We start from the raw sequence: 25,769 nt of genomic DNA on the forward strand, positions 1-25,769 counted from the left end.
GTAGTCAGGTATCAGGCGCGCGGCGTTCGCTGCGCGTTCTTCGGACGGAACGCCGCGACCACCTCGGCGTTCGTTTCGACGTAGGGCCCACCGATCAGATCGACGCAATACGGCACGGCCGCGAAGATGCCAGGCACGTTCACGCTGCCGTCGGCATTGCGCAGGCCTTCGAGCGTTTCCTTGATGGATTTCGGTTGACCGGGCAGGTTGATGATCAGCGCGGCGTGAGGCGCGGTGTTCGAACCGGCGCTGCCGGGATTGTCCGAGGTCTCGCGGATCACCGCGACCTGGCGCGACAGGATGGCGGTCGGCACGAAATTCAGGCTGATCTGGCGCATCTGTTCGCCGAAACCCGGCATGTCTTTGGTGCCGACGGCGAGCGTCGCTTCCGGCGTGACATCGCGACGCGACGGTCCGGTGCCGCCCGTGGTCAGCACCAGATCGCAGCCGATCGTGTCGACCAGTTCGATCAGCGTGGCCGAGATCGTGGGTGCGTCGTCCTGAATCAGGCGCGTGACCGCTTGCCACGGCGACGTGAGCGCGCGTCCGAGCCAGTCTTGCAGCGCGGGAATGCCTTTGTCTTCGTAGACGCCGGTCGATGCGCGATCGCTGATCGACACGAGGCCGATGACGATTTCATCGGGGTGGTTACGCTTGATCTTCATCGTCGTCGCGGTCTTCTGCTTCGGCGTCGTCATCCTGGGCGGATTTGCCGTCGGCGGACTTGATCCACTGGAACAGTTCGCGGAATGCGCGCGGCGGCTTGTTCTGCTCGGCTTCCTTGCGGGCGTTGCGGATCAGGGTGCGGCCCGCTTGCGGATCGGCGTCGGGATGCTGGCGGATGAATTCTGTCAGCGCGTCGTCGTTGGCGAGCAGTTTTTCGCGAGTGCGTTCGATCCAGTGCAGTTTGGCGGTTTCGGCCTTGTTGACACCGTTATACGAATCGATGGCCGTGCGGATAGCGCCGGTTTCTTCGTCGGTGAGCGTGCGCATGACGCGGCCGACGTACTGAACCTGACGGCGTTTGCCTTCGTGATCGGTGATACGTCGCGCGTCGCGGACCGCGTCGTCGAGCTTTTCGGGCATCGGCATGCGTTTGAGCGCGTCTTTTGGCAGCGCGATAAGCGCTTCGCCGAGTTCCTGCAGCGCGTGCATATCACGCTTGAGCTGCGATTTGCTCGGACGATCGTACCCGTTCTCGTCGACGACGGTTTCGGGTTCCATGGGTTGAATGCGGGTTTTGCGTGTCATGTTGGTATTGTAGCGTGTTGCCTGGTTGTGTCGGTTTCGCTTTGGTTTGGCTGGTTTGTGTTTGGTTGTTCCGGTTTCGGGGCGGTATGCGTGGTTTGGCCCTGCGCGGGGGCGGGTGCGTTTTGGCGGTGTTTTTGCGCTGGTTTGGTTGGTCTTGTGTTGGTGGGCGTGGCCTGTTTTTGCGCTGGTATGCCTGGATCGTCCCTGTGCGGGACCGCACCTACTTTTCTTTGCTCGCGTGTACAGACTGGAGACATAGCTGACAGGTGTACAGGGACATGGTTGACACTTTCGGGCAATCGAACGCCCGGAGCCACCTATGCCCTGGAACGTAAAAGACACCATGAATCTCAGACAGGAATTCGTCAGTCTGGCAACTGCACAGGATCTGCCGTTCAGCGAGCTATGCCGGCGCTTTGGCATCAGCCGCCAGACCGGCTACAAATGGCTCGATCGCCACAAGGCGCAGGGCGTGCAGGGTCTGGCCGACCAGTCGCGCCGCCCTCATCACAGCCCGACGCGCTCACCGCAACACGTCGTAGAGGTCGTGCTTGAACTGCGTCGCCAGTACGGCTGGGGAGGACGCAAGATCGAGCGTCGCCTGCGTGACCTGGGCCATGCGCACGTGCCCGCGCCGGCCACGATTACCGAGATCCTGCGCCGTCACGGGCTGCTCCAGCCCAACGAGTGCGCGCAGCGCCAGCACTGGCATCGCTTCGAACACGAGCATCCGAATTCGCTCTGGCAGATGGATTTCAAGGGTGAATTTCAGACGCTGGAGAGCGGGCGCTGCATGCCGCTGACCGTGATCGACGATCACTCACGCTTTAACATCGTGCTGGCCGCGTGCGCGCGCACGACCACGCAGGTGGTGCAGGGCGAGCTTGCGCAGGCGTTCCGTTGCTACGGGCTGCCGTCGCGCATCAACACCGATAACGGCGCACCGTGGGGCTCGCCCAGTGCCCCTGGACAGCTGACGGAACTGGCCGTGTGGCTGATCCGGCTGGGTATCCACGTGAGCTACAGCCGACCGTATCACCCGCAGACCAACGGCAAGGATGAGCGGTTTCACCGCTCACTGAAGGCAGAAGTGCTGGCGCGTCATGCATTCATTACGCACGCACACGTGCAGCAGGAACTGCAGCGCTGGCGCCACGTGTACAACACGCAGCGCCCGCATGAGGCGCTTGGAATGGCGACGCCGATTACGCGCTACAGGCCCAGTGCTCGCGCCATGCCGGATCGGTTGCCCGAACTGCAATACGGTCCCGGCGACGAAGTGCTGCGGGTCAATTCAAACGGCGTGGTGCGCCTGCACGGGCGGGCGCTGCGGCTATCGATCGCGCTGAAGGGACTCGACGTGGCGGCTCGTCCGAAGGACGGCGAAGATGGCGTCATCGAGCTCTGGTTTGCGCATCACCGCCTCACAGAACTTGACCTGAAGACCGTAAAAACCTGAGCATCATGTGTCAACGATGTCCCCGTACATGTGTCAACCATGTCTCCAGTCTGTACACTCGCGCAAAGAAAAGTAGGCAAAAGAAAGCGCGTTTACACCGCCACTCCGTAGCGAGTGGCGTCGGTTCATTTACCGGTAGTGGACCGCGCACGATTTGAGTTGCCGCACCGCATGTCTTGGTGACAAGGTAGTCATTCGTTCCGGCTGTTCGCTCCGCGACAGCCGTTGGGCACAGCCCCGTCTTCATCTCTCAGCGTCATTCGCGCGCTGCACTCCGTCGGTCACAAAACCCACTTTCCAGGCCTGCGCCGGGTTGGTCGCGCGCAAAATTCCAGACCAATCAAAACGTCGAAACCGTCGGAAAGCGGACGGATCGTCGGGCGTAAACCGGGCTTCGGTCCGGCCGCTGGAACCGTCGAAACGGCTGGCGAGCGGCGTGGCGAAAATGGGTTTTTGAAGTAGGCTACCGCCGCGAAGCGGGCGGGATGTGCGGGCGCGCGCCACCGGGAAAAACGGACCGGCAACTCCAAACGTGCGCGGTCCACTACCCGAAAATTGATGGACGCCACTCGCTACGAAGCGGCGGGGTAAACGCGCTTTCTTTTGCCTACTTTTCTTTGCGCGGGCAAAGAAAAGTAGGTGCGGTCCCGCACAGGGACGATCCAGGCAGACCAGCGTGAAGACGGGACAACCAAACAACCAAACACAACCCACGCAACCCAAAACCAAAACCAAAACCAAAACCAAACCCAAACCAAAACCCAAACCAAAACCCAAATAACCAAACCTCCCACCGGGTACACAAACACAACCCTTGCTATGATCGCAGGATGCGCAGCAGCGAACGAAAACGAAGCCACGGCCCGCGCCGCGGCCCACGCCCAACCGCGCAGCAACACACCGCATCCGACGGACCACAGAACAGGGCCGCCAAGGCCTCGAACAGGACGGCAACGATATGGCAGCAGACATGGACGCCCGGCAACGCTTTTTTCCGCATACCCAAGACGAACTGAAGCAGATCGCTTCCGATATCCTTCGTCACGCCAAAGACCTCGGCGGGAGCGACGCCGCCACCGAAATCTCCGAAGGCGATGGCCTGTCGGTCTCGGTGCGCCGCGGTGAAGTCGAAACCATCGAGCACAACCGCGACAAAATGGTCGGCGTCACGGTTTTCATCGGCAACAAGCGCGGTAACGCCAGCACGTCCGATTTCTCGTCGGCAGCGCTCAAGGACACGGTCGCGGCGGCTTACAACATCGCCCGGTTCACCGCCGAAGACGACTGCGCGGGCCTCGCCGAAGCAGAACTCCTCGAAACCGATCCGCGTGACCTCGACCTCTATCATCCGTGGAATCTCAACGCGGACGAAGCCGTCGAACTCGCCCGCCGCGCCGAAGACGCCGCCTTCGCCACCAGCCCGCAAATCCGTAACTCCGAAGGCGCCAGCGTCTCCGCGCAGCACTCGCAATTCGTGCTCGCCACGTCGCGCGGCTTCGTCGGCGGCTATCCGTACTCGCGGCATTACGTCGCGTGCGCGCCGATCGCGGGCTCCGGCCGCAACATGCAGCGCGACGACTGGTATACGTCCAAGCGCAGCGCCGGCGAACTGGCCGAGCCCGAAGCGGTCGGCCGTTACGCGGCGGAACGCGCGCTGGCCCGCATCGGCGCGCGTGGCCTCGATACCCGCAAGGTGCCGGTGCTGTTCGAAGCACCACTCGCGGCCGGCCTGCTCGGCGCGTTCACGCAAGCGGTCAGCGGCGGCGCGCTGTATCGCAAGACCTCGTTCCTCACCGACAGCCTCGGCAAACCGGTGTTCGCGCCGCATATTCAGGTGGTCGAAGATCCGCACGTCGCGCGGGCAATGGGCAGCGCGCCGTTCGACGAAGAAGGCGTGCGCACCCAGAAACGCTCGGTCGTCAAAGACGGCGTCGTCGAAGGCTATTTCCTGTCCACCTACTCGGCACGCAAGCTGGGTATGAAAACCACCGGCAACGCGGGCGGTTCGCACAACCTGTCGCTGCTCAGCTCGAACACGCGTCCCGAAGACGACTTCGAAGCGATGCTGAAGAAACTCGGCACGGGCTTGCTGCTGACGGAACTGATGGGGCAGGGCGTCAACTACGTGACGGGCGACTACTCGCGCGGCGCGTCGGGCTTCTGGGTCGAAAACGGCAAGATCCAGTATCCGGTCGAAGAAATCACCGTCGCGAGCACGTTGCAGGAGATGTTCCGCCACATCGTCGCGATCGGCGCGGATACGCTCGTGCGCGGCACCAAGCAGACCGGCTCGGTGCTGATCGAACGCATGACGATCGCCGGACAATAAGCGCGCGGTTCACGCGCGGCGAAGCCGCGCAACAAAACAGAACGCCACGAAAGCTCGCGCTTTCGTGGCGTTTTTTCGTCTGGACCGGACCCGCGCCCGATGCGTGCGGCGCGCTCAGCCGTCCTGACCCTTGCGACGGTACGTGACGAACGCGTAGTCGAAATCGTTCGGCGCGTGCGCGCGATGGGTCTCGTGAGCGATTTCTTCCCACTCGTTCGGATCGAGTGCCGGGAAATGCGCATCGCCTTCGAAATCGATCGAGATTTCGGTGACGATCAGTTTGTCCGCGTGACGCATGCCTTCGTCGTAAAGCTGCGCGCCGCCGATCAGAAACGCTTCCGGCGCACCGTCCTGGCCTGCCAGCGCCAATGCTTCGTCGAGATTGGTGGCCGTGTCGCAGCCGTTGAAGCGGCGCGTGGCGTCGCGTGTGACGACGATATTGCGCCGTCCCGGCAGCGGCCGGCCGATCGACTCGTGCGTCTTGCGACCCATCACGATAGGCGCGCCCATCGTCGTGCGCTTGAAAAACGCGAGGTCTTCGGGCAGTCGCCAGGGCAACTGGTTGTCGCGGCCGATCACGCCGTTGCGGGCGCGAGCGACGATCAGGGTGAGCGTCGTCATCGAGGAAACAGGGAATTGGGTCGAACCGATTCTACCTGACGCACGCGTTCCGTCCGGCACCGCGCGCACCCGGCGCGCCGCCAATCCGCCAATCGGCGATCCCGCCACCACGATCCCGCCACCGTGTTGCCGCGACCGCCGCCGCGCACGCTACGACTCCTGCAACGCTCCCGCCGCTTCGCCGCCGAACAGCGCCTTGTCATCGGTGGCGCCGGGTTCGCGCAAACCGTGCGTGCCCATCAACCGGTACAGCGTGACGCGCGAGATGCCGAGGTCGGCGGCGGCTTCGTTCAGACGGTGACGGTGACGCAGCAGCGCCGCTTCGATCGCGCGCTTTTCCGCGGCTTCGCGCGCCTGCGCGAGGCTCACGGTTTCCTGCGCGGTGAAGTGGGCGAGGTCGAGGTCGTCGGCGGAAATCAACTTGCTTTCGGCCATCACGATCGCGCGGCGCACGCGGTTGATCAGCTCGCGCACGTTGCCCGGCCAGTTGTAGTTGTACATCGCCTCGATCGCCGACGGCGCGAAGCCGCGAATCTTGCGCGCGCTGTCGGCCTTGAACTTGTGCAGGATGTGATTGGCGAGAATCTCGATGTCCTTGCCGCGCGCGCGCAACGGCGGTTCGTCGACGCGCAGCACGCACAGCCGGTGAAACAGGTCGGCCCGGAAACGGCCTTCGCGCATCGCGTCTTCGAGATCGATGTGAGTGGCGGAAATGATCCGCACGCTGACGGGAATCGATTCGCGTCCGCCGAGCCGCTCGATCTTGCCTTCCTGCAAAAAGCGCAGCAGGCTCGCCTGACTTTCGAGCGGCAGATCGCCGATTTCGTCGAGCAGCAGCGTGCCGCCGTCGGCGGCTTCGACGCGTCCGATCTTGCGCTGGTTCGCGCCGGTGAACGCGCCGCGCTCGTAGCCGAACAGTTCGGATTGCAGCAGATGAGTGCGGAATCGCGCCGCAATTGATCGCGATGAACGGCGCCTTGCGACGCGGCGAGCGTTCGTGGATCGCGAGCGCGGTCAGTTCCTTGCCGGTGCCCGATTCGCCGGAGATGAACACGCTCGCGTCGGTGTTAGCGACCTTGCGGATGGTGCGGAACAGTTGCTGCATCGCTTCGCAGGTGCCGACCATTTCATCGTCGCCGGCGGGGGCGGCAGCGACGTTGAAATCGGGTTCGCACAGCGTCACCATGCCGAACGCATGACCGACCAGGTAATCGATCGTTGCGTTTGCAACCGGCGTCTTCACGTAGTCGAAGCAGTAATGGCGGATCATCCGGCGCACGTCCGGATCGGCAAGCCGCTCGCGCGTCGCGAGCGCGATCCAGCCGATCTGCTGCTGGCGCAGACCCACTTCCAGTCCGGCGATATCGCGCAGCGCAAAGCTCGCCAGATCGACGATGCCGGCGCAGCTCGCATCCGGCTTGACGAGGCGCGACAGCTCATGCGCCGAGCGCGCCACCGACACATGCCAGCCACGGCTTTTCAGAAACGCGATCAGGCCGTCGTCGGCGGTGCGCGACACGTACAGCAGGCTGCGTTCGAGCGCGCCGTCCGGCACGGCTGCGTCGTCGGCGCGCGGCTTCGCGCTGTCGTGCGCACGGCTGGCGGCCGGCAACGCAGTCGAAAGCGCGTCGGATGATTGCGACGACTGCGGCGGGCGCGCGATCGACAGATGCGAACCCGCGCCCACACGCGGTGTGACGTTACTCAGATGGGGTGATTCACGCACGATCAACCTCGTATTGGCACGTCAAAATGTATAGGGAAAGCGCACACCGACCACGAAATTCGGCGCGTCCGGCGTCAGCCCGATCGACACCGAGCCGTTGATCGTCAGATGCTTGTTCACCACGTGGTTCAGACCGAAATTCATCGCCGAAGCGGTGGTTTCGCTGCCCGGCACCTTCGAATATTCGCCGCCTGGCGTTTTCGTTTTGGACTCGGGTTCCAGCGCCATCGTGTACGAGATGCTGGCCGAATCCTTGTCCGAGAAAGCGAGCGCGACACCGGCACCAAACTGGATGATGTCGCCGAGCTTCACGGTCGCCGGTTGCACCTGGCCTTGCACCGACGAGATGTCCGCAAACGAGCGGGCAATGTTGTACGTGTAGGACACGCTGCCGAACAGCACGACCGGGTCGTACGTCTTCAATACCGACATACCGGCCGTTATATTCCAGAAGCCGGTGCCGGTCGGCAGCTTGCTCGGCGCGACCAGATTCGTGTTGTTCGCATCGATCTGCACGACCTTGTCGCCGAACGGCGACGAACCCGTCGGCGCCTTGATCCGCAAGCTGCCCACCACGTCCGGCCAGTTGTTGGTTTCCTTGAGGAACTGGTAGTAAATCCCGAAGTTCACGTCGCCGATGTTGTGTCCCGTGACCGACGCGTCCGACATCGTGCTGGCCGCGCCACCGGCGCCGCCGACGATGAAGTTGCTATGCCGGTACACGTAAGGCACGTCGACGTCGACGCTCATCCGGTCGGTCAGTCCGTAGCGCGTGTCCAGGTCCGCCATCACCTGGTGCGACTTCGTCTCGCCGAGATTGATGTTGCCGAGGAAAATCGCGTCGAGCGCGAGGAAGCCCGACAACTGCAACTGACGGCGGTCGTAGTACGTATCGCTGAGGCCCCAGTCGAGGGTCAGCTTGTGATCGAACAGCGGGGCGTGCTCTTTCTGCACGACGGCGTTTTCCGCCTGCGTGCGCACGGGTTCGGCCGCCTTCTGCGTCTGTCCGATGGTGCCGGGCGCCATTGCGCCGGAGCCGTCCGTCGCGGCCGGCAGGCTGCCTGCGGCCATCGAGCCACCGCCTTCGGGCGACGGCGGCGTGACCGGCACGCCGGTCGCGGTGCCGGTCGCGCTGCCGGGCGCGGACGCTCCCGGCGACACCTGCGCGAGCGGCGGCAACGGCACCGGCAATCCGTCGGCGCCCGGTTGTTCGGCGATGGTCGCGCCGTCGGGCGCGGGCGCACCGTAGCCGGGCGCTCCCCGGCCGCGCTGCGACATCTCCAGGTTGGTCACCTGCCGTTCGAGCGAGTGAATCTGCCGTTGCTGCTCGTCCACTACCCGCATCAGCGTGTTCAGCCGCTCTTCGAGCGACTGGTTGCCGAGCGCCTGCGCGCCCGCGCCTTGCGACAGTGCGAACAGCATGGCTGCGGCCGGTATCGCCGCAAGCCGGATGCGCGGCTGCCTCGCTTCATTGATATTGTTCATTTTTGTTCCCCCGGTATTCGGGCGACACGGCGCTCAAACCTCCCTATGCGTCGTGCCGTCCATGAGTGCCTGTCTCCGTCCTTGTCGGGTTGCCGCCCGGGTTATCTCCTCGAGCTTTGCAGAGCTTGCAGGACGCCGACCTGGCGGAGCATGGCCGCCGACATCGGTTGCGTCTGCAAGTGCAGTTGCAACTGATTGGCGACCTGCTGGCTGTTGCCTGCGATCTGGAGTAACTGGGCGATCTGTGCGCTGCCTGGCTTGATGGTTTGCGTTGCGATGCCGGCTGGCGTCTGTACGGCAACGGTCACGCCGTTGCTCCCGAATGCAATGCCGGCTTTGACGGTGCCGGTCGAATTGGTGGCCGTCGATGCCGCGGGTCCCGCGGTGCCGAGGCTTGCAACGTTGTTATTGTTGAAATCGATCACGGCCGAATTCGAACCGAGGTTGCGATCTCCGGCCACCTGGGTGACCTGCGACACGCCGTTCACGGCGACGTTCTGTCCGCCGTTCACCTGTGCGTTGGGATTCGCGCCGGTGTCGCCCAGCGCGCCTTCCGTGACTTTCGCAAGGGTGCTGACGGTGGCCTGCATCTGCCCCGCCGCATTCTGTACTGCGGTGAGCGTGCCCTGCGCGAGCGCGGTTGCGCCGTTCGGGGCCTGCCATTGCGACAACACGGTCAGAACAAAGCCGGAAATCATCGACGAACCGGCGTACTTGCCGGTTTGTTGCGACAGCACGTCGTCGTCGACCGGTTGAACCTTGAGCATTTGCGGATCGAGTCCGCGGGTTGAAAGAATGTCCGAGGCCGCCGGCATCCCGGCGGTTTCGGCGGCAAAGGCACCGCTGGTCAGGCCACACATCGTCGTGCAGAGTGCCAGGCCAAACTGTGAGAGGTGGCGCTTCATGGTTGATTCAGAACAGGTCTGCCTTGATCAAGCCGTATTCGACAAAAGGAGTCGCCGCCGTCCCGTTCGCCAGCGCGCTCGCGCGCAGCTTCAGGGCTAACGACTCGTTGTCCTGCAACAGCGGTGAATCCTCCCTGAACGGTTTTCCGAGGACCGCGAACACGAGACCGTTCCAGGTCTTCGTGAAGTCCTCTTCGAGCACGATGCGATTGCCGAGGGCAGGGTCCGCGATAAAGATGCGGCCGTCCTGCGCATGCTTGACGATCACGAAATGCTCGTAACCTTCGATGTTCATCAGAACCATCACGGGGATTTGCAGGTGGTAGAGCGCTTCCGTGGTGACACGGAAGCCCCGGCCGCGCAACCCGATGGTCTCGACGAATTTCTTCATGTCGAGCATCGAGAAGCCGTTTTTCACGACCACGTCCGGCGAGGAGAAAGCCATCATGCGGCCGATCAGTTCCGTTTCCGGAATGTCGATGCCGTAGCCGTACTTGAGGAGGGTCGCGAGCGCAGCCGCGCCGCAGCTGTAGTCGAATTGCTGATTGACGATGTGGCTGTAGCGGATGTCTCTCATCGAGCGGACCGTTTTATGCAACGGGACGCCCGTCAGCGTAGACGTATCGATAGTGGCCTGTGCGTGGCTTTGCGCACACACAGAGCAACTTGCCAGCGCGACGGCAAGCCGAAGCGCTGGAAACCGATATAACGCGGTCATGCTGGTCTCCTGCATTGCGCGCCGCCGGCTGTACCGGCCGCCGGCGCGCTCCACCCGATGTGCTGCGATGTACTGATTTAGTGACCGCTATTCAGTGCGGCGATCGCCAGCCCGTTGTGTTGCAGGTTGCCCGCACCGCCCGCGATGTTCACACCGATGTTGCCCGACGCGCCGTTAAGTGCATTCGCACCGAGCATCGCGGTACCCTGGAACTGGCCCTTGACGTCGAGTGCTGCCGTTTGCGTCGATTCATCCGTTGCGACCATGGCCGTGGTGTTGGCCTGACCTGCCTTCGTCGTCGTGACTGCACCGGCAAGGCTGTTGTTCTGCACGTTACCCAGCCCGGACGCCACATTCACCCCGACGTTACCCGTAACATTCGACAGCGAGCCGTCCCCGATCGACGCATTCAGATTGAAGTTGTTGATCTTGGCCGTGCCTGCCGTCGTCTGCGTGTTGAAGATCTGCGCGTTGCCGAACACGTTGCCGATATCCACCGACGCCAGCGCGACATCGTTGCTTTGGGCGTTGTTCGCGCCTTCCGCGATGTTGATGCCGAGGTTGCCGGACACTCCCGATGCAGCATTCGTGCCAGTCGTGGCGTTCAGCGTGCCGGCGACCTGCGTGTTGTAGTGCTGCGTGACGCTGCCGGTGGTCGTCTGGTCGGTGATGGCCAGCGTGTCGTTCACGCTATAGCCCCACGAATGGCCGCTCGACGACTGGCTGGAGTGCGACGACGATTCGGATGCCGATGCGCTTTGCGAGCGCGAGCTGCTGCTCGATTCGCTGCGCGAGGCCTGATACGACTTGCTGCCGTTGCCGCTGTTCGCCTTCGTCACGCCAGCCGACAGCGTGCCGTCCGCGTAGCCGGCATTGGCTGCCGTCGATGTCGAGCCGTCCGAATGCGTGTCTTGCGAGCCGGACGTGTTGGTTTGGCTCGATCCGAAGTTGCCGGCGATCGCGCCGCTCGATCCCGACGACGTCTGCTCTGCCGCACCGAACGTGATCGCGGCCTGACCGTTGCCGATGTTGCCGCTGCTCGACGTCGCGACGCCGAGCGTGACCGAACCTTGTGCACCTTGCGAATGCGAGGCCGTGTAGTTCGCGCCGGCGCTGGCTGCATGCGTGTTGGCATCGACGTGGGTGGTGGTCTGGCCGGACGTGTTGCTGGTCACGTGAGCGGTGCCGCTGTCGCTGGTGGCGTGATAGGCGCCCACGATGCTCGACGATGCCGTGTTGTTATAGCCGTACGCGCTGCTCGAGTTCTTGCTGGAGCTGGAGCTTTGCGAGCGCGAGCTGGACGACGATTCGCTGAACGACGCCGACTGCGAGCCGCTGTTGGTGCGGTTGTCGTAGGTGCTGTTGGTGCCCGAACCGACCACCGCATAGTTGGCGTTGTTGAAGTGCGTCGTCACTGAACCCGTCACGTAGCTTTGCGCCTGCGGATCCAGCGATGCCTTGAAGTTCACGGACTGATTGTTGTTGATCACGGCGCCCGCGCTGCTGGACACGTGAACGCAACCGTACAGCGCGACCCAGCCTTCGACGCCGACGGCCGTACCGACCATGGTGGCATTGAAGATATACGGATTGCTGGCTGCGAACACGCTGCTGGAGGCGGCGGTCAACACGGCTGCGGCGATAAGAGTGCGCTTCATGATTTCGCTCCGATACTTTAAGTGTGGTCAGTTAAAAAAAGTGCCCGCCGGGGGACGGAGCACAAAACTGTTTGCCGTGGCATTACCGGCGCCGGCTGTCTGGTTGATCTGGACGATCCCGCTGACGTTCTTGAAGGCATCGTTGGAGATGTTTGCCTCGCGTACGTTATGAACCCCGAGTGGTTGCCCCTGACTGCCGTTTTTCGGGGCCGTCGCGGATAGCTCCCCATCCGAGACGGTCTCGACACCTCCTATCGCCGCGGTGCCCAACTGGGCGCTGTTGCGCTGGAGATTTGCTGCGCCCGCGGACTGGTTCAACATCACCGCCCCGGACGAATTCGAAAATGCATTGCCGTTGATCGACGCGCTGGCCGACGTCACCTTCGCGTTCGCGCTCGCTTCCTGCGAGATCGTGTTGACGTTGGCGATCGCGCCGCCGTTGGTCAGCGTCAGCTGGTTGGCCTGCACGTTGTTGATGCCGGCCGTTTCGTTGACGGCGATCGCGCCGGTCGCGCCGGCCGCGGCACCGTCGCCGATCGTCGCGTCGGCGGAAATCCGCGCCGGACGGTCGGGCGAAAACGATTGCGCATGCGCGTCGACGCTTGCGAGCGAGGTGAGCGCCGCGCATGCCGCGCATGCCGCGAATGCGGTCACGGTCGCCCGCAGCCTGACGTGACGGGGCGCGCTCATTTCAGTGCTCCCAGCGAGCCGAGCGCGTTGGTCAGCGGCGCCAGCGAGCCGGTGATCGTCGACGAGATCTGATTGCCGATGCCGCCGGTCGGACCGGGCTGTCCGAGTCCGGCATTCAACGCGATGTTGTTGCCGGTGCTCTTGCCCGACAGGATCTGCGTGACCGCCTGAACGCCGGTGCCCGCAGCCAGCACGCCGCCGGTGGCGACGCCGCTGGAACCGTGCGCGTTGGTCAGGTCGGTGTCGCTGACCATCTGGGCGATCGCCGGGTTGAAGCTGTTGGCCGGAAAGGTCGTGGCGCGGACTGCGACCGGATCCTGGCTTTTCGGCACGGAATCGAATGCGTTGCGCGGCGTGATGGTCCGCTCGACGATGATGTCGCCGGGGTTCGTGGCCTGCTGCGCCGAGGCGCTGGCGGCGGCGCCGGCTGCCACTACGCAAATCGCGAGGGTGAGCAGGGCCACACGCGGGCCGCGCTGACGCGGCGTCGAGTTCAAAGCGTTCATGTCGGTTCCTTACTGGTCCGCGTCGGGCGGGCGTCGGTCGGTGACGTTCCTGGTTCGTCGGGCGGTCACTTACGCTGGTAGCTGGCGACGTTGCCTTGCGCGGCACGCGCGGCGGCATCGACCGGTATCGGCAGCGGCGACGGCGGCGCGATCTCGTCCCACAAGGTCACGCTGTTGCCGCTGCCCATGCCGTGCGTCAGTTGCGGCGTCGCGGCGACCATCACCATGCCGTTGCGGCCGCCGCGTTGACGGTTGAGCATCTGGTCGTCGAGTGCAAAGCCGTTCAGCGATGAAGCATCGGCCGATACGCTAGTGGCATCGTCGGTGGACGCGATGCCTTGTTCGACAGTGGCGTCCGGCAGGCGCGCGGCGTCGCCGGCGATTTCGGTGGCGGTAGCCGGTTCCGTCATGATGGTTGCGGCCGCAACCGTGCTGACGCTGGTTTCGCCGCCGACGCTGGCCGCCGGTTCCTGCGCATTCGCGGCAACCGGCAGACCGATTGCGATCAGCGCGACATACAGTGCGGCGCGTGGCGGAATATGACGAAGGGCGATGCGGAAAACGTGTCGCATGGTGTGTCTCCTTGATGTGAGACATTTAGCGAAACGTGTGCCATCAGGCGGAATCCATTGATGCGATTGGCTTGTGCCGATCGGAGGTGCGGGGTTAATTCAAAAATCGGGCGAAAACGTTTCAGGCCTGAAACGAGAGGCCCGGTTTTCAGTGTTTTCGCGAAAATTCGCTTCTTGAAAAGTCCTGGGGATTACGCGGAGAAAGAAACTATGGAAGCGTTTCCCGTTGCGCCGCGACTACGGTGAAAATACCTAGAACCCTTACGGGATAAGGCTCTGTTGATTTAGTGCGCTTACCTGTTTTCGTCGGGTCCCGGCTATAGTAAGCTCTCAAAAAAGAGCATCGCTTATAAAAAAAGGCTTTCTTCCGGCCTGCCATTACACACGTCGCTTATTCGGAGATCAGCTGTCCGCACGGAATGGAATGACCGTTCGGTTATTAACTTTATGCGAATTCCGAACTAAGTCCGCGTATCTGCATTGTGAGTTTCGCAACGAGTTACGCCACCGTCATCCTTAACGTTCGCTGACGAAAGGATCTGAACAATGGAACCGGCACCGCGGCAATTGATTTATGTTTCGCGCGACCCGAGCGCGGAGTTGCATTCAAGGTTTCATCAACGCGGCTGGCATGTCGAAGTGGCCGCTTCGGCACGCGATGTCCGTCGTGCAGTACGTAATGGAATGGCAGCGGGCGGCCTGCTCGATCTGTCGAGCAAGTTTCAGCCGCATGAAATCGCCGCGTTCGAATCCTGTCTGACCTTGCCGAATGTCGGCTGGGTGGCCGCGACGATGGCCGGCCAGTTGCAGGACACCGCGTTGCGCCGCCTCGTGCGCGACTACTGTTTCGACTACGTGACCGTGCCCGACGCGGGCGACCGGATCATCGATTCGATCGGCCACGCGTACGGCATGATTTCGCTCGGCGAACCCGCGTCGAACGACGTTCTGCCGGCCGGTACCGAAGGCGAAATGGTCGGCACCTGCGACGCGATGCTCGCGTTGTTCCGCTCGATCCGCAAGGTCGCGATGACCGATGCGCCGGTGTTTATCTCCGGCGAATCGGGCACTGGCAAGGAGCTCACGGCGGTCGCGATTCACGAACGTTCCGCGCGGCGTACCGCGCCGTTCGTGCCGATCAACTGCGGCGCGATCCCGCCGCATCTGCTGCAATCCGAACTGTTCGGCTACGAGCGCGGCGCCTTTACCGGCGCGAACCAGCGCAAGATCGGTCGCGTCGAAGCGGCCAACGGCGGCACGCTGTTTCTCGATGAAATCGGCGATCTGCCGCTGGAAAGCCAGGCGAGCCTGCTGCGCTTCCTGCAGGAACGCAAGGTCGAGCGGCTGGGCGGACACGGCGCGATCGACGTCGATGTGAGGATCATTTCGGCCACCCACGTCGATATGAACGCGGCGATGATCGAAGGGCGGTTTCGCTCCGATCTGTATCACCGTTTGTGCGTGCTGCAAATCGACGAACCGCCGCTGCGCGCGCGCGGCAAGGACATCGAACTGCTCGCGCGTCACATGCTCGAACGTTTCAAGAAAGATGCGAGCCGCCGTCTGCGCGGCTTCGCGCCGGACGCGATTGCCGCGCTGCATAACTACAGCTGGCCGGGCAATGTGCGCGAGCTGATCAACCGCGTGCGTCGCGCGATCGTGATGTCGGAGGGGCGCGCAATCACCGCGCGCGATCTCGAACTCGCGGAATACGTGGAGATCGTGCCGGTGTCGCTTGCGCAGGCGCGCGAAGCGGCCGAACGTCAGGCGATCGAACTGGCATTGCTGCGTCATCGCGGCCGCCTCGGCGACGCCGCGCAGGAACTCGGCATCTCGCGTGTGACCTTGTACCGTCTGCTGTGCTCGCACGGCATGCGGCATATGGAAAACGAGCCGCTCGCGCCGCATGGCGACGTGGCGTCGGTGGTGCCGCATATCGGCTGATGACGTCGGCGAGCGGGCAGGACAGCGAAAAGCGCGGCCGGTGAGCCGCGTTTTTTATTGGGCGTTCGCGTGTCGCGTGGTTCGTGGAAATCGGCGCGGACTTTTTCGGTGGACGGCGGCAGATCCGCCAGCTTGTTAAAATCCCGGATTATCGCGAAAACAGCGCGCGGCCCGGCCGCCCCCAGGAACCGAATGAAACAATATCTCGACCTCGTCCGCACGATCCTCGACACCGGTACGTGGCAGGAGAATCGCACCGGCATCCGCACGATCAGCATGCCCGGCGCGATGCTGCGCTTCGATCTGCAGCAAGGCTTTCCGGCGGTGACGACGAAGAAACTCGCGTTCAAGTCCGCGATCGGCGAACTGGTCGGTTTCCTGCGCGCGTCGCGAAGCGCGGCCGATTTCCGCGATCTCGGCTGCAAGGTGTGGGACGCGAACGCGAACCAGAATCCGCAATGGCTGGCGAATCCGTATCGCGAAGGCCCGGACGATCTCGGCGACGTGTACGGCGTGCAATGGCGCAAGTGGCCGGGCTACAAGGTGCTCGACGCGTCGGCCGGCGCGCAGATCGCCGACGCGCAATCGCGCGGCTTCAGCGTGGTCACGCAATTCGACGAAGACGGTGTGTCGAAAGTGTTGCTGTACAAGGCGATCGACCAGCTTCGCCAGTGTCTGGACACCATCATGCAGAACCCGTCCGACCGCCGCATTCTGTTTCACGCGTGGAATCCGGCGGTGCTCGACCAGATTGCGTTGCCCGCGTGTCACCTGCTGTACCAGTTTCTGCCGAACGTCACGCGCAAGGAAATCTCGCTGTGCCTGTATATCCGCAGCAACGATATCGGGCTCGGCACGCCGTTCAACCTGACCGAAGGCGCGGCGTTGCTGGAACTGGTCGGACGGCTGACGGGCTATACGCCGCGCTGGTTCACGTATTTCATCGGCGATGCGCATATCTACGAAAACCAGCTGCCGATGCTGGAAACGCAGTTGACGCGCGAACCGTACGAAAGCCCGCGCCTGACGATTTCGGATCGCGTGCCGGCGTACGCACAAACCGGCGTGTATGCGCCGGAGTGGCTGGAGCAGATCGAACCGTCCGATTTCGCGCTCGAAGGGTATCGCCATCATGAGCCGCTGACCGCGCCGATGGCGGTTTGAACCTGATGCTTACCCTGAGTCGACGCGCATCGGCGGCGCTTTAAACGCGACACGTCGAAGTCGATTCAGAAGTGAGAAAAAAAGCCCGCAGCGCAAGCTGCGGGCTTTTTTGTTGGCGTCACCGGAAGGCGGCGGGCTTAGCCGTGGTGATGTTCGTCATGACCGCCGTTCGAATGCTGCTGCGCCTGTTGCGGTGGGTGCGGTTGCTGTTGCGGCTGAGGATGAGGTTGCTGCTGCTGCTGCGGGTGGGATTCCTGGCGCGCCTGCTGCGGTTGAGGCTGCGGACGCGGTTGCTGAACCTGCGGTTGCGGATGGAATTCCTGACGTGCCTGTTGTTGCTGCGGTTGAGGCCGTTGCTGTTGAGGCTGCGGCTGCACGTGTGCCTCCGATTGCGGCTGGACGCGTGGTTGTTGCTGCGGTTGCGGCCGTTGAGCCTGCTGCGTCTGCGGCGCGTGGATCTCGGCGGGGCGGGGCGCTTGCTGCGTCTGCTGTGCGTGTTGTTGCGCTTGTTGAGCTTGCTGCGCCCGCTGCGCCTCTTGTTGCTGACGCGCCTGTTGCTGCGCCAGGCCGGGATTGCCTTCCGCCCGCTGCGCTTGCTGCTGCGGCGGTCGTTGGCCCATCTGCACGCCGCCCGGTTGCGCGGCTGCGTGCGGCTCGAAGCCCTGCCGCCCAGGCTGCTGCGCCATCGGCGTATGCGGCTGCGTCCACGCCGGTTCATGACGCTGTCCGCCTGGCGCAGCCTGACCCACGTTGCCTGCGACGCCTGGTCCTGGCTGCCCCGGCTGCGCGCCGTGTTGTTGCGCAAATCCGGGTGCGTTGCCGCGTTCTGCTTGCGGCGGATGCGGCACGCCGTTGGCTGCTTGCGGCGCCTGTCCATGCTGACCGGGCTGCTCCGGCTGACCCGGCCGCCCGTTCGCCACGCCCGCGACGCTCTGTTGCGGCGCACGCGGCGCCGCACCCGGCATCCCGCCCGGCAGATGCGATTGCACCACCCGCACGTTCTGCACGTTCTGCATGTTCTGCGCGGGCGTCGCGCCACCACGCTGGAAGCCACCGGCAAAATGCGCAGGCACATTCGTGCGGACGATCGGTTGGCCGGCGCCGGGCACCCGTCCGCCAGCATTCGCAAAACGTTGCGCCAGGTTATCGCGGTATGCAGCGGGCGTCGCCGGATTGCGCGTCGCGATCACCGGACGGCCGGCCACCGCCGACGGCGGCCGGAAGTTCGCGGTGCGCATCCCCGGACCGAAACTGCCCTTGACCGGCGCAATCCCCGGACCGCCCGGATTGATCTGCGCGTTGTGCCATTGACGCGGATCGACGCGTTGCGCGTACCGTCCGGCCGGTTGTCCGTGCACGAAAGCCGTGGCCGGAATCGCCGTCACCGCGCCTTGCCGGTAGTTGATATAGGTGTTGTGGACGTTGATATTCGTCACGTTGACGTCGCCACGGCCATGCCAGCCGCCGCCGTAGCGGTTCACCGCGTCGTAATAGCGCGGACTGTAGCCGCCCCAGCGCGGATGCCACGGCTCGCCGGGACCGAGCGGAAACCACGCGACGCCCGCCGCCACCGCACCGCCGATCGCGAGACTCACGCCCCAATCGACGCCGCTGCCACCACCGCCATCGCCGACGAACGCGACCAGCGCGGGCGCGTAGACGGGCGGCGCATCGGCGACCATCGGACCGGGCACCCATGCCCACGCGTTATCGACCTGCGCCCAACGGCCGTAGTGATACGGCGCAAAACCCCACGGCGCATCGTCGACCCAGGTCCAGCCCCACGGCGCCTGCCATGCCCAATGTCCATCGTGATACGGCGACCAGCCCGCCGGCACCGCGTTCGGCGTCCACACCTGGCCGTATTGCGGCGTCTCGCGCCACGTGCCGTTCGCGTCGAGATCCTGGTAGCCGGGGATGTCGCGCGACACGTAACGGGCCGACACCGACCGGTCTTCCGCCGCATCGCGCGATGCCACCCATTGATCGAACGGATCGGGACCGGGCGCGCCGTTGTCGGCGATTTGTTGGAGATTGGTTCCTGCGAAGCGAATCTGCTGGCCTGCCGCAACCGGCACCTGCGCGTTGTCGCCGTAGACGGTCGCGCTGCCGTTTCTGACCGTCACCGTGGTCGAACTGCCGTCGGGCGCGACATCGACGCGATAGTCGCCCGGGCCGTTCAGGCCGAGCGCGAGGTTCGGCGTATCGATTTCGTAGGCGGCGCCGGGCGGCAGTTCACGCACCCGCGCCGACAGCGTGCCTTGCGCGACCTTCAGTTGCGCGCTGCTGTCGTCGAGGTTGAGGACATCGAGGCTGGTCGATGCGCCGAGCCGCACGGCCGTCGAGCCGATATGCATTTCCGAGCGGGCGTTGCGGTCGTTCCAGACCTGATCGCCGGTGGTCAGCGGCCGGTTCAGTTGCGCGTACGACCAGTCGGACGCGCCTGCGGGTTCGGTGGTGACCGTGCCCGCCATGTAGTTCAGGCGCGCGATCCGTCCCGGCGGATCGACGGCTTGCGATGCGTCGGCGGTCGCGACGGGCGGCGCTTCCTGCGCCATCGCGGGCTGGGTCGCAACGGTCTGCGCGATCAGCGCGAACACGGCGGCCGTCACGCCCATCGCCGCGCGCGAACGGCGCGGTGCGCGCGAGCGTTGTGAATCTTGCGAGCCGCCGTCCGGCGTGACGCATGACGCATCACACGACGAATCACGCGACGAAAAATGCGATGAAATACGCGCCGACAGGCGGCCACGGTTAGCGTTACGGTCAGGTCTCATTGTTGTCTCCGGCGAACGCAGCGGTTTGCCACATCCCGGATTGACTGTACCCAAACGCTCTGTTTCAAGGCCGCCACATTTGTAAGGCCGTGCCGCTACCGTGTAACAAAAAGTCTTTCCTGGCGTAATTCCTCGTGAGAAAGCGACGCCAAAGCCGATTAAGCCGTGAGAAATGCTTCGAAGCTTTGCTGACCGGCGGGCGTGATCCGTAAGATGCGCGGCCGGTCGGTGCGTGCGACCCAGCCGCGCTCCGACCACGACGCGAGCAACGCCGCGCCGAGCGCGCCGCCCATATGCGCGCGGCGCTCGCTCCAGTCGAGGCAGGTGCAGGCGAAACGTCGGCGGCGCGTTTGCTGGCTTGCGACGTCGATGCCCCATTCGGCGAACTGTGCGGCACCGGCCGGGGTTGCGTCGATCGCGTTGCCGTCGATGACCAGCAGTCCGCTGTGGACCATCCGCTCGAACAGACGCACCGACAGTTCGCCTGCCATATGGTCGTAGCAGGTGCGCGCGTAGCGCATGTCGACCGGCACCGTACGCGCGGGCCGTGGCGTCGTGCGCTGCGGCGCGGTAGCTTGCGCGACGTTCGCGAGCGCCTCGATCGACGCCGCGATATCCGCCGACGCAATCCGGAAATAGCGATGCCGCCCGCGCACTTCGACCTCCAGCAACCCGCCATCGGTGAGCCGCGACAGATGCGCGCTCGCCGCCGACGGCGACACGCGCGCGATCATCGTCAGTTCGCCTGCCGGTCGGGCGCTGCCGTCCATCAGCGCCCACAGCATCGCCGCGCGGCCGGGGTCGGCCAGCAACGCGCCCATCCGGCTCAGACCGGGAAAGTGGTTGTGATCGTGCTGTTCGTCGGGCAGGGTGGCCATTTCGATCTCCTTCAAAGGCGATGCTTTACCGCTGTCTACTGTAGCCCGATGCCGGATTCGATGTTTCAGCCTGACGTGAAATATCGAATGCGCGACGGCCGCGCTGCGCGCTTTCGCGGGCCGCTATGCGCCGGCGCTACAATCGGTATCCGACCTTGGTTTTTGGAACATGCAGTCATGAAACGTCTTCTCGCAGTCATCGCCGTCGTCCTGCTGTGTAGCGCCTGCGCGGGCGGCGGCGGGTCGGCGGCGACGCCCGGCTCCGGCAGCATCACGATGTACGGCACGATCGACGAAGGCGTGTCCGTCCGCAAATAACGCACGCCGCAGCGTGGCAGAAATTGAAGTGTGATTGTCATTTCTGCCACAATCGGACATGTGACGATAGCGACTTCGCTGCTGATCGTTCCCATTTCCGAGGCCCGTCGATGTCCGGATCGCCCGTATCGTCTCCACCTTCCGCACCTTCCGCCCCCTCCGTTTCCGCCGTCGATGACCGTCACGGCCGCCGCGCCGCCCGCGTGCTCGCCGTGTGCCAGGCGTTGTACACGTCGTCGGTATCGATCGATCTGACGTTGACGGGACTCGTCGGCTACACGCTCGCCGACGACAAGTCGCTGGCAACCTTGCCGTTTTCGCTGATCACCGTCGCCGCCGCGATGACGACGATCTTCGCGTCGTTCCTGATGGCGCGCATCGGCCGTCGCGCGGGCTTCATGCTCGGCGCGAGCGTCGGCGCGTTGGGCGGCGCGATCTCCGTGTGGTCGATTTTCCATCACAGCTTCTGGGCGTTTTGCGCGGGAACCGCGACCGTCGGCGTGTTTCAGGCGTTCGCGCAGTACTACCGGCTGGCAGCGGCCGATGCCGTCGCCCCCGACGCCCGAAGCCGCGCGATTTCGACCGTGCTGACGGGCGGCGTGGTCGCCGCCGTGCTCGGTCCGTGGCTGGCCGAATCGAGCCGCGACTGGCTCGCGCCCGTCACGTTCGCCGGGTCGTACGCGCTCGTCACGGTGCTCGGTTTGCTGTCGGCGGGCTTGCTGGCACTGGCGTATCGCAACGCGCCGCCCGTGCCCCACGCCGCCCACGACGCGTCGCCCGCGCGACCGCTCGGTGCGATCGTCCGTCAGCCGATCTTTATCGCGGCGCTCGCGAACAACGCGCTCGGCTACGCGGTGATGATGTTCGTGATGACCGCGACGCCGATTGCCGCTGTCGCGTGCGGGCATACGATCGGCGACGGCGCGCAGATCATCCAGTGGCATCTGGTCGGCATGTTTGCACCATCGCTGGTGTCGACGTGGCTGATCCGGCGCTTCGGCGTGCTGCGCGTGATCGGCGTGGGGATCGTGCTGTCCGCGCTCTGCGGCGTGCTGGCGTTGGGTTCGACCGATCTGCCGCATTTCTACGCGGCGCTCGCGTGTCTGGGCGTCGGATGGAACCTGATGTTCGTCGGCGGGACGACCTTGCTCGCGCAGTCGTACCGGCCGTCGGAGCGCGCCCGGACGCAGGCGGCGAGCGAGTTCACCACCTTCGCCGCGTCCGCGCTCGGCTCGCTGTTCGCCGGGCAACTGCTGGCGCGTTTCGGCTGGGCCGCGATCAATACGGCGATTTTCCCGTTACTGGCGCTCGCGGCGCTGGCCACGCTCGGTTATGCGTGGTCGCGCGCCAGGCAGGCGTCGTCGGCGGCGGCGTGATGCAGAGAGGTTCTTTTGAAAGATGAGGCGATGGAATCCGTTTTGATCGACGCGTCGAAATCCGGTTCGTCCGGCGCGGCCGGTCCGCACGACCGTGTGCGGCATGTGGTGTTCGCGGTTGCGCCGGACCTCGTGCTGCTCGACGCATGCGGTCCGCTCGAAGCCTTCTGGCGCGCCGAGTTGACGCTTGCGGCGGGACGTCGGCGGGATGCGGCGGATCACGCCGGTGCGGTCGCGTATCGCACGACGGTCGCGTCGATCGATGGCGGCGTGTTGCAGACTTTTCCCGGTTTGCCGGTCGTCACGCAGCGCCTCGACGCACTCGACGATCAACCGATCGACACGCTGATCGTGCCCGGCGTCCCCGTCGCCGACGGCCGCGCATTGCAGCCGGAACTGGTCGCGTGGCTCGCGAACAACGCGTCGCGGGCGCGGCGCGTGTGCGCGGTGTGCACCGGCTCGTTCTATCTCGCGGCAGCGGGTCTGCTCGACGGGCGGCGCGCGACCACGCACTGGCGCGATGCGCCGCAGCTCGCGCGACTTTTCCCGAAAGTCCGCGTCGATGCCGATCCGATCTTTATCCGCGACGTACGCAACGACGGCGACCCCGCGCGCGACGCCGCCGAAGTCTGGACCTCGGCAGGCGTCACGGCGGGAATCGATCTCGCGCTCGCGCTGATCGAAGCCGATGTCGGTCACGCGGTCGCGATGGAGGCGGCGCGGCGTCTGGTGGTGTTCATGAAGCGGCCGGGCGGCCAGTCCCAGTTCAGCGCGGCGCTGACTGCGCAGGCGTCGGCGGGCGGTCCGTTCGACGCATTGCACGGCTGGATGGAGGACAACCTGCGCGACGATCTGTCGGTCGAGCGGCTTGCCGGGCAGGCGCGTATGAGTCCACGCACATTCGCGCGACGCTACGTCGATGAAGTCGGCCGCACGCCCGCGAAGACGGTGTCGGCGTTGCGGCTCGAAGCGGCGTCGCGCGCGCTGGCGGGTTCGCGTCGGCCGCTGAAGCGGATCGCGCTCGAATGCGGCTTCGGCAGCGAACAGAATCTGCGACGCGCGTTCGTGCGACGTTTCGGCGTGTTGCCGCAGGATTACCGCGAGCGCTTCGCGTCGGCCACCGGCGAAGCCGCGCCGGCGGGCGTGAGAAGCTGACGCGGGCCGTGAACGCGGGCCGGGCGGCCGGACTCGCCGGTAATATTGCCCCCGTATAATTCAGTCCTTCCTATATAGAGTTTGACTGGAGTCAACATGGGCACCCCCGCAATCGCGCCATTGGACCGTTCGGAAACGACCTTCCGCTTCCTCGCCGAGCCGACGTCGGTCAATTTCGGCGGCAAGGTTCATGGCGGCGCGTTGATGAAGTGGATCGACGAAACCGCCTACGCGTGCGCGGCCGTGTGGTCAGGGCGTTATTGCGTGACGGTCAGCGTCGGCAATATCCGGTTTCGTCGTCCGATTCTGGTCGGCAATCTGGTCGAACTGCGCGCGCGCGTGGTGACGACCGGGCGCACCAGCATGCATATCCATGTGTCGGTGCATGCGGGCGATCCGAAGGGCGGCGAACTGCTGCAAACCACCGATTGCCTGATCGTGATGGTCGCGGTGAACGAGAACGGTCATCCGGTGCCGGTGCCCACCTTCGTGCCGGAAACGGACGAACAGAAGCGCCTCGCCAAATACGCGATGGACGTGAAGGAAGCGCTCGACGCGATCGTCGAAATGAAGCCGGAAGAGGTCGCGCAAGGCAAGATCTGACGCGGATGCCGGTTGCATCCGACGCATAAAAAAAATGCCGGTCCGCTGACGCCGACCGGCATTTTTCATCGTGCGCCCGACTAGCGCCCGGCAACGCCAGGTATCACACCTTCACGTCGCCGACCATATCGCCCGGTTTCACCCACTCGTCGAACTGCGCCTCGGTGACGAAGCCGAGCGCCAGCGCCGACGCTTTCAGCGTCGTGCCTTCCTTGTGCGCCTGCTTGGCGATCTTCGCGGCCTTGTCGTAGCCGATATGCGGATTGAGCGCGGTCACCAGCATCAACGACTCGTTGAGCAGCGTATCGATACGATCCGAATTCGGCTCGATGCCCACGGCGCAGTTGTCGTTGAAACTCAGTGCGCCATCGGCCAGCAGACGCACCGATTGCAGCACGTTATGCGCGATCATCGGACGGAACACGTTGAGCTCGAAATTGCCGCTCGCGCCACCGAATATTCACCGCGACGTCGTTGCCGAACACCTGACAGCACAGCATCGTGACCGCTTCGGATTGGGTCGGGTTGACCTTGCCCGGCATGATCGAGCTGCCCGGTTCGTTTTCCGGAATCGACAGTTCGCCCAGCCCGCATCGCGGACCGCTCGCGAGCCAGCGCACGTCGTTGGCGATCTTCATCAGGCTCGCCGCGACGGTTTTCAACGCACCGTGCGCGAACACCAGCGAATCGGCGGCGGCCATCACTTCGAACTTGTTCGGCGCGGACACGAACGGCAAGCCCGTCTGTTTCGCAATTGCCGCGGCGACGTTGTCGGCGAACTTCGGATGCGCGTTCAAACCCGTGCCGACGGCCGTGCCGCCTTGCGCGAGTTCATACAGATGCGGCAATGCCGATTCGACGTGTTTGATGCCGTGGTCGAGTTGCGCGACGTAGCCGGAAAACTCCTGACCGAGCGTCAGCGGCGTGGCGTCCTGCAAGTGCGTGCGGCCGATCTTGACGATCTTCGCGAAGGCCTTCGCCTTGCCGTCGAGCGTGGCGCGCAAGGTCTTCAGCGCAGGCAGCAGATGCTTGACGATCGCGTCGGCGGCGGCCACGTGCATGGCGGTCGGAAACACGTCGTTCGACGACTGGCCGCGATTCACGTCGTCGTTCGGATGAACCTTGCGCGATTCGCCGCGCTCGCCGCCCATCAGTTCGCTCGCGCGATTGGCGATCACCTCGTTCAGGTTCATGTTGGTCTGCGTGCCGGAGCCCGTTTGCCACACGGCGAGCGGGAATTCTTCCGGATGCTTGCCGGCGAGAATTTCGTCCGCGGCAGCGATGATGGCGCGCGCCTTGTCGTCGGCGAGCACACCGAGTCCGAGATTCACTTCAGCCGCCGAGCGCTTGACGACGGCCAGCGCGTTGATCAGTTCGAGCGACTGCTTTTCCGTCGAAATCTTGAAGTTCTGCAACGAGCGCTGCGTTTGTGCGCCCCACAGGCGCGCGTTCGGCACGGCAATCTCGCCGAAAGTGTCGCGCTCCATCCGTACATCGTCAGTCATGGTCCACTCCGCTTGGGTGATCGGGTTAAGACGGCAGGCCGGCGCGAGCGTCAGCCGCGCGGCCGTCGAACAGAACCATAGCAAAGTCGCACGACGTGTGCGTCGAACCGGCCATGACGCGATCAGGGT

General features: G+C 64.4%; 21 protein-coding genes and 2 pseudogenes. 8 read left to right on the plus strand and 15 right to left on the minus strand.

Annotated features, from left to right (window positions below):
• Positions 1-11 precede the first annotated feature (11 nt).
• Both mog and yjgA read right to left on the minus strand, forming a co-directional pair.
• Complete coding sequence (mog, locus tag PW947_RS24775) at positions 12-665, minus strand: molybdopterin adenylyltransferase (protein ID WP_299635037.1); 654 nt, start codon at positions 663-665, stop codon at positions 12-14.
• Positions 649-1,251, minus strand: coding sequence for a ribosome biogenesis factor YjgA (gene yjgA / locus PW947_RS24780; RefSeq protein ID WP_299635994.1), 603 nt, complete (start codon positions 1,249-1,251; stop codon positions 649-651). The genes mog and yjgA overlap by 17 nt, the downstream gene beginning before the upstream one ends.
• 319 nt (positions 1,252-1,570) lie before the next feature.
• Here yjgA and PW947_RS24785 point away from each other — a divergent pair, with 319 nt between their 5' ends.
• Positions 1,571-2,710 carry an IS481 family transposase gene (locus PW947_RS24785; RefSeq protein ID WP_299635038.1) on the plus strand — a complete coding sequence of 380 codons (1,140 nt, stop codon included), beginning with the start codon at positions 1,571-1,573 and terminating at the stop codon, positions 2,708-2,710.
• A gap of 243 nt (positions 2,711-2,953) precedes the next feature.
• On the opposite strand, the gene PW947_RS24790 is transcribed toward PW947_RS24785, so the two are convergent.
• Entirely contained in the window at positions 2,954-3,487 is a 534-nt protein-coding gene (locus PW947_RS24790; RefSeq protein WP_299635039.1) for a hypothetical protein, read from the minus strand.
• Between the two features lie 181 nt (positions 3,488-3,668).
• On the opposite strand from PW947_RS24790, the gene pmbA reads away from it, so the two are divergent.
• Complete coding sequence (gene pmbA / locus PW947_RS24795) at positions 3,669-5,039, plus strand: metalloprotease PmbA (RefSeq protein WP_299635040.1); 1,371 nt, start codon at positions 3,669-3,671, stop codon at positions 5,037-5,039.
• Positions 5,040-5,153: 114 nt separating this feature from the next.
• Here the strand turns inward: pmbA and PW947_RS24800 are convergent, their stop codons facing one another.
• From PW947_RS24800 to PW947_RS24840, 9 genes and pseudogenes are all read right to left on the minus strand, one after another.
• Entirely contained in the window at positions 5,154-5,660 is a 507-nt protein-coding gene (locus PW947_RS24800; protein WP_299635041.1) for a dihydrofolate reductase, read from the minus strand.
• A gap of 150 nt (positions 5,661-5,810) precedes the next feature.
• A pseudogene (locus tag PW947_RS24805) lies at positions 5,811-7,386 on the minus strand (sigma-54 dependent transcriptional regulator).
• A gap of 21 nt (positions 7,387-7,407) precedes the next feature.
• The gene (locus PW947_RS24810) at positions 7,408-8,871 is read right to left on the minus strand and encodes a hypothetical protein (protein ID WP_299635042.1); all 1,464 of its coding nucleotides are present in this window, start codon (positions 8,869-8,871) and stop codon (positions 7,408-7,410) included.
• Positions 8,872-8,972: 101 nt separating this feature from the next.
• Positions 8,973-9,776 (minus strand): peptidase C39, encoded by an 804-nt coding sequence (locus tag PW947_RS24815; protein ID WP_299635043.1) that lies wholly within the window; start codon positions 9,774-9,776, stop codon positions 8,973-8,975.
• Between the two features lie 7 nt (positions 9,777-9,783).
• On the minus strand, positions 9,784-10,494 hold the full coding sequence (locus tag PW947_RS24820) for a C39 family peptidase (protein ID WP_299635996.1): 711 nt from the start codon (positions 10,492-10,494) through the stop codon (positions 9,784-9,786).
• 77 nt (positions 10,495-10,571) lie between these two features.
• On the minus strand, positions 10,572-12,152 hold the full coding sequence (locus PW947_RS24825; RefSeq protein ID WP_299635044.1) for a hypothetical protein: 1,581 nt from the start codon (positions 12,150-12,152) through the stop codon (positions 10,572-10,574).
• A 27-nt stretch (positions 12,153-12,179) separates the two neighbouring features.
• Positions 12,180-12,806, minus strand: a complete 627-nt coding sequence (locus tag PW947_RS24830) for a hypothetical protein (RefSeq protein ID WP_299635998.1) — start codon at positions 12,804-12,806, stop codon at positions 12,180-12,182.
• A 32-nt stretch (positions 12,807-12,838) separates the two neighbouring features.
• Entirely contained in the window at positions 12,839-13,348 is a 510-nt protein-coding gene (locus PW947_RS24835) for a hypothetical protein (protein WP_299635045.1), read from the minus strand.
• 65 nt (positions 13,349-13,413) lie between these two features.
• Positions 13,414-13,920 (minus strand): hypothetical protein, encoded by a 507-nt coding sequence (locus tag PW947_RS24840; RefSeq protein ID WP_299635046.1) that lies wholly within the window; start codon positions 13,918-13,920, stop codon positions 13,414-13,416.
• A gap of 546 nt (positions 13,921-14,466) precedes the next feature.
• Between PW947_RS24840 and PW947_RS24845 the strand changes: the two genes are divergently transcribed.
• A complete protein-coding gene (locus tag PW947_RS24845; protein WP_299635047.1) occupies positions 14,467-15,864 on the plus strand; it encodes a sigma-54 dependent transcriptional regulator in 1,398 nt (465 codons plus the stop codon).
• A gap of 192 nt (positions 15,865-16,056) precedes the next feature.
• Positions 16,057-17,028 carry a thymidylate synthase gene (locus PW947_RS24850; RefSeq protein ID WP_299635048.1) on the plus strand — a complete coding sequence of 324 codons (972 nt, stop codon included), beginning with the start codon at positions 16,057-16,059 and terminating at the stop codon, positions 17,026-17,028.
• 137 nt (positions 17,029-17,165) lie between these two features.
• Here the strand turns inward: PW947_RS24850 and PW947_RS24855 are convergent, their stop codons facing one another.
• Together PW947_RS24855 and PW947_RS24860 are read right to left on the minus strand one after the other, a co-directional pair.
• Entirely contained in the window at positions 17,166-19,646 is a 2,481-nt protein-coding gene (locus PW947_RS24855; protein ID WP_299636000.1) for a DUF6600 domain-containing protein, read from the minus strand.
• Positions 19,647-19,963: 317 nt separating this feature from the next.
• Entirely contained in the window at positions 19,964-20,683 is a 720-nt protein-coding gene (locus tag PW947_RS24860; protein WP_299635049.1) for a helix-turn-helix transcriptional regulator, read from the minus strand.
• A 177-nt stretch (positions 20,684-20,860) separates the two neighbouring features.
• Here PW947_RS24860 and PW947_RS24865 point away from each other — a divergent pair, with 177 nt between their 5' ends.
• The 4 genes from PW947_RS24865 (at position 20,861) to PW947_RS24880 (ending at position 24,135) form a co-directional block, all read left to right on the plus strand.
• Positions 20,861-21,001 (plus strand): hypothetical protein, encoded by a 141-nt coding sequence (locus PW947_RS24865; protein WP_299635050.1) that lies wholly within the window; start codon positions 20,861-20,863, stop codon positions 20,999-21,001.
• Positions 21,002-21,111: 110 nt separating this feature from the next.
• Complete coding sequence (locus PW947_RS24870; RefSeq protein WP_299635051.1) at positions 21,112-22,377, plus strand: MFS transporter; 1,266 nt, start codon at positions 21,112-21,114, stop codon at positions 22,375-22,377.
• A 30-nt stretch (positions 22,378-22,407) separates the two neighbouring features.
• The gene (locus PW947_RS24875; RefSeq protein ID WP_299635052.1) at positions 22,408-23,532 is read left to right on the plus strand and encodes a helix-turn-helix domain-containing protein; all 1,125 of its coding nucleotides are present in this window, start codon (positions 22,408-22,410) and stop codon (positions 23,530-23,532) included.
• Positions 23,533-23,628: 96 nt separating this feature from the next.
• The gene (locus PW947_RS24880; RefSeq protein WP_299635053.1) at positions 23,629-24,135 is read left to right on the plus strand and encodes an acyl-CoA thioesterase; all 507 of its coding nucleotides are present in this window, start codon (positions 23,629-23,631) and stop codon (positions 24,133-24,135) included.
• Positions 24,136-24,238: 103 nt separating this feature from the next.
• Here PW947_RS24880 and fumC read toward each other — a convergent pair.
• Positions 24,239-25,640, minus strand: a pseudogene (gene fumC, locus PW947_RS24885) (class II fumarate hydratase).
• Positions 25,641-25,769: the final 129 nt, after the last annotated feature.

It is taken from the genome of Paraburkholderia sp. (assembly GCF_028283785.1).
In the GTDB taxonomy this organism is placed as follows: Bacteria; Pseudomonadota; Gammaproteobacteria; order Burkholderiales; family Burkholderiaceae; genus Paraburkholderia.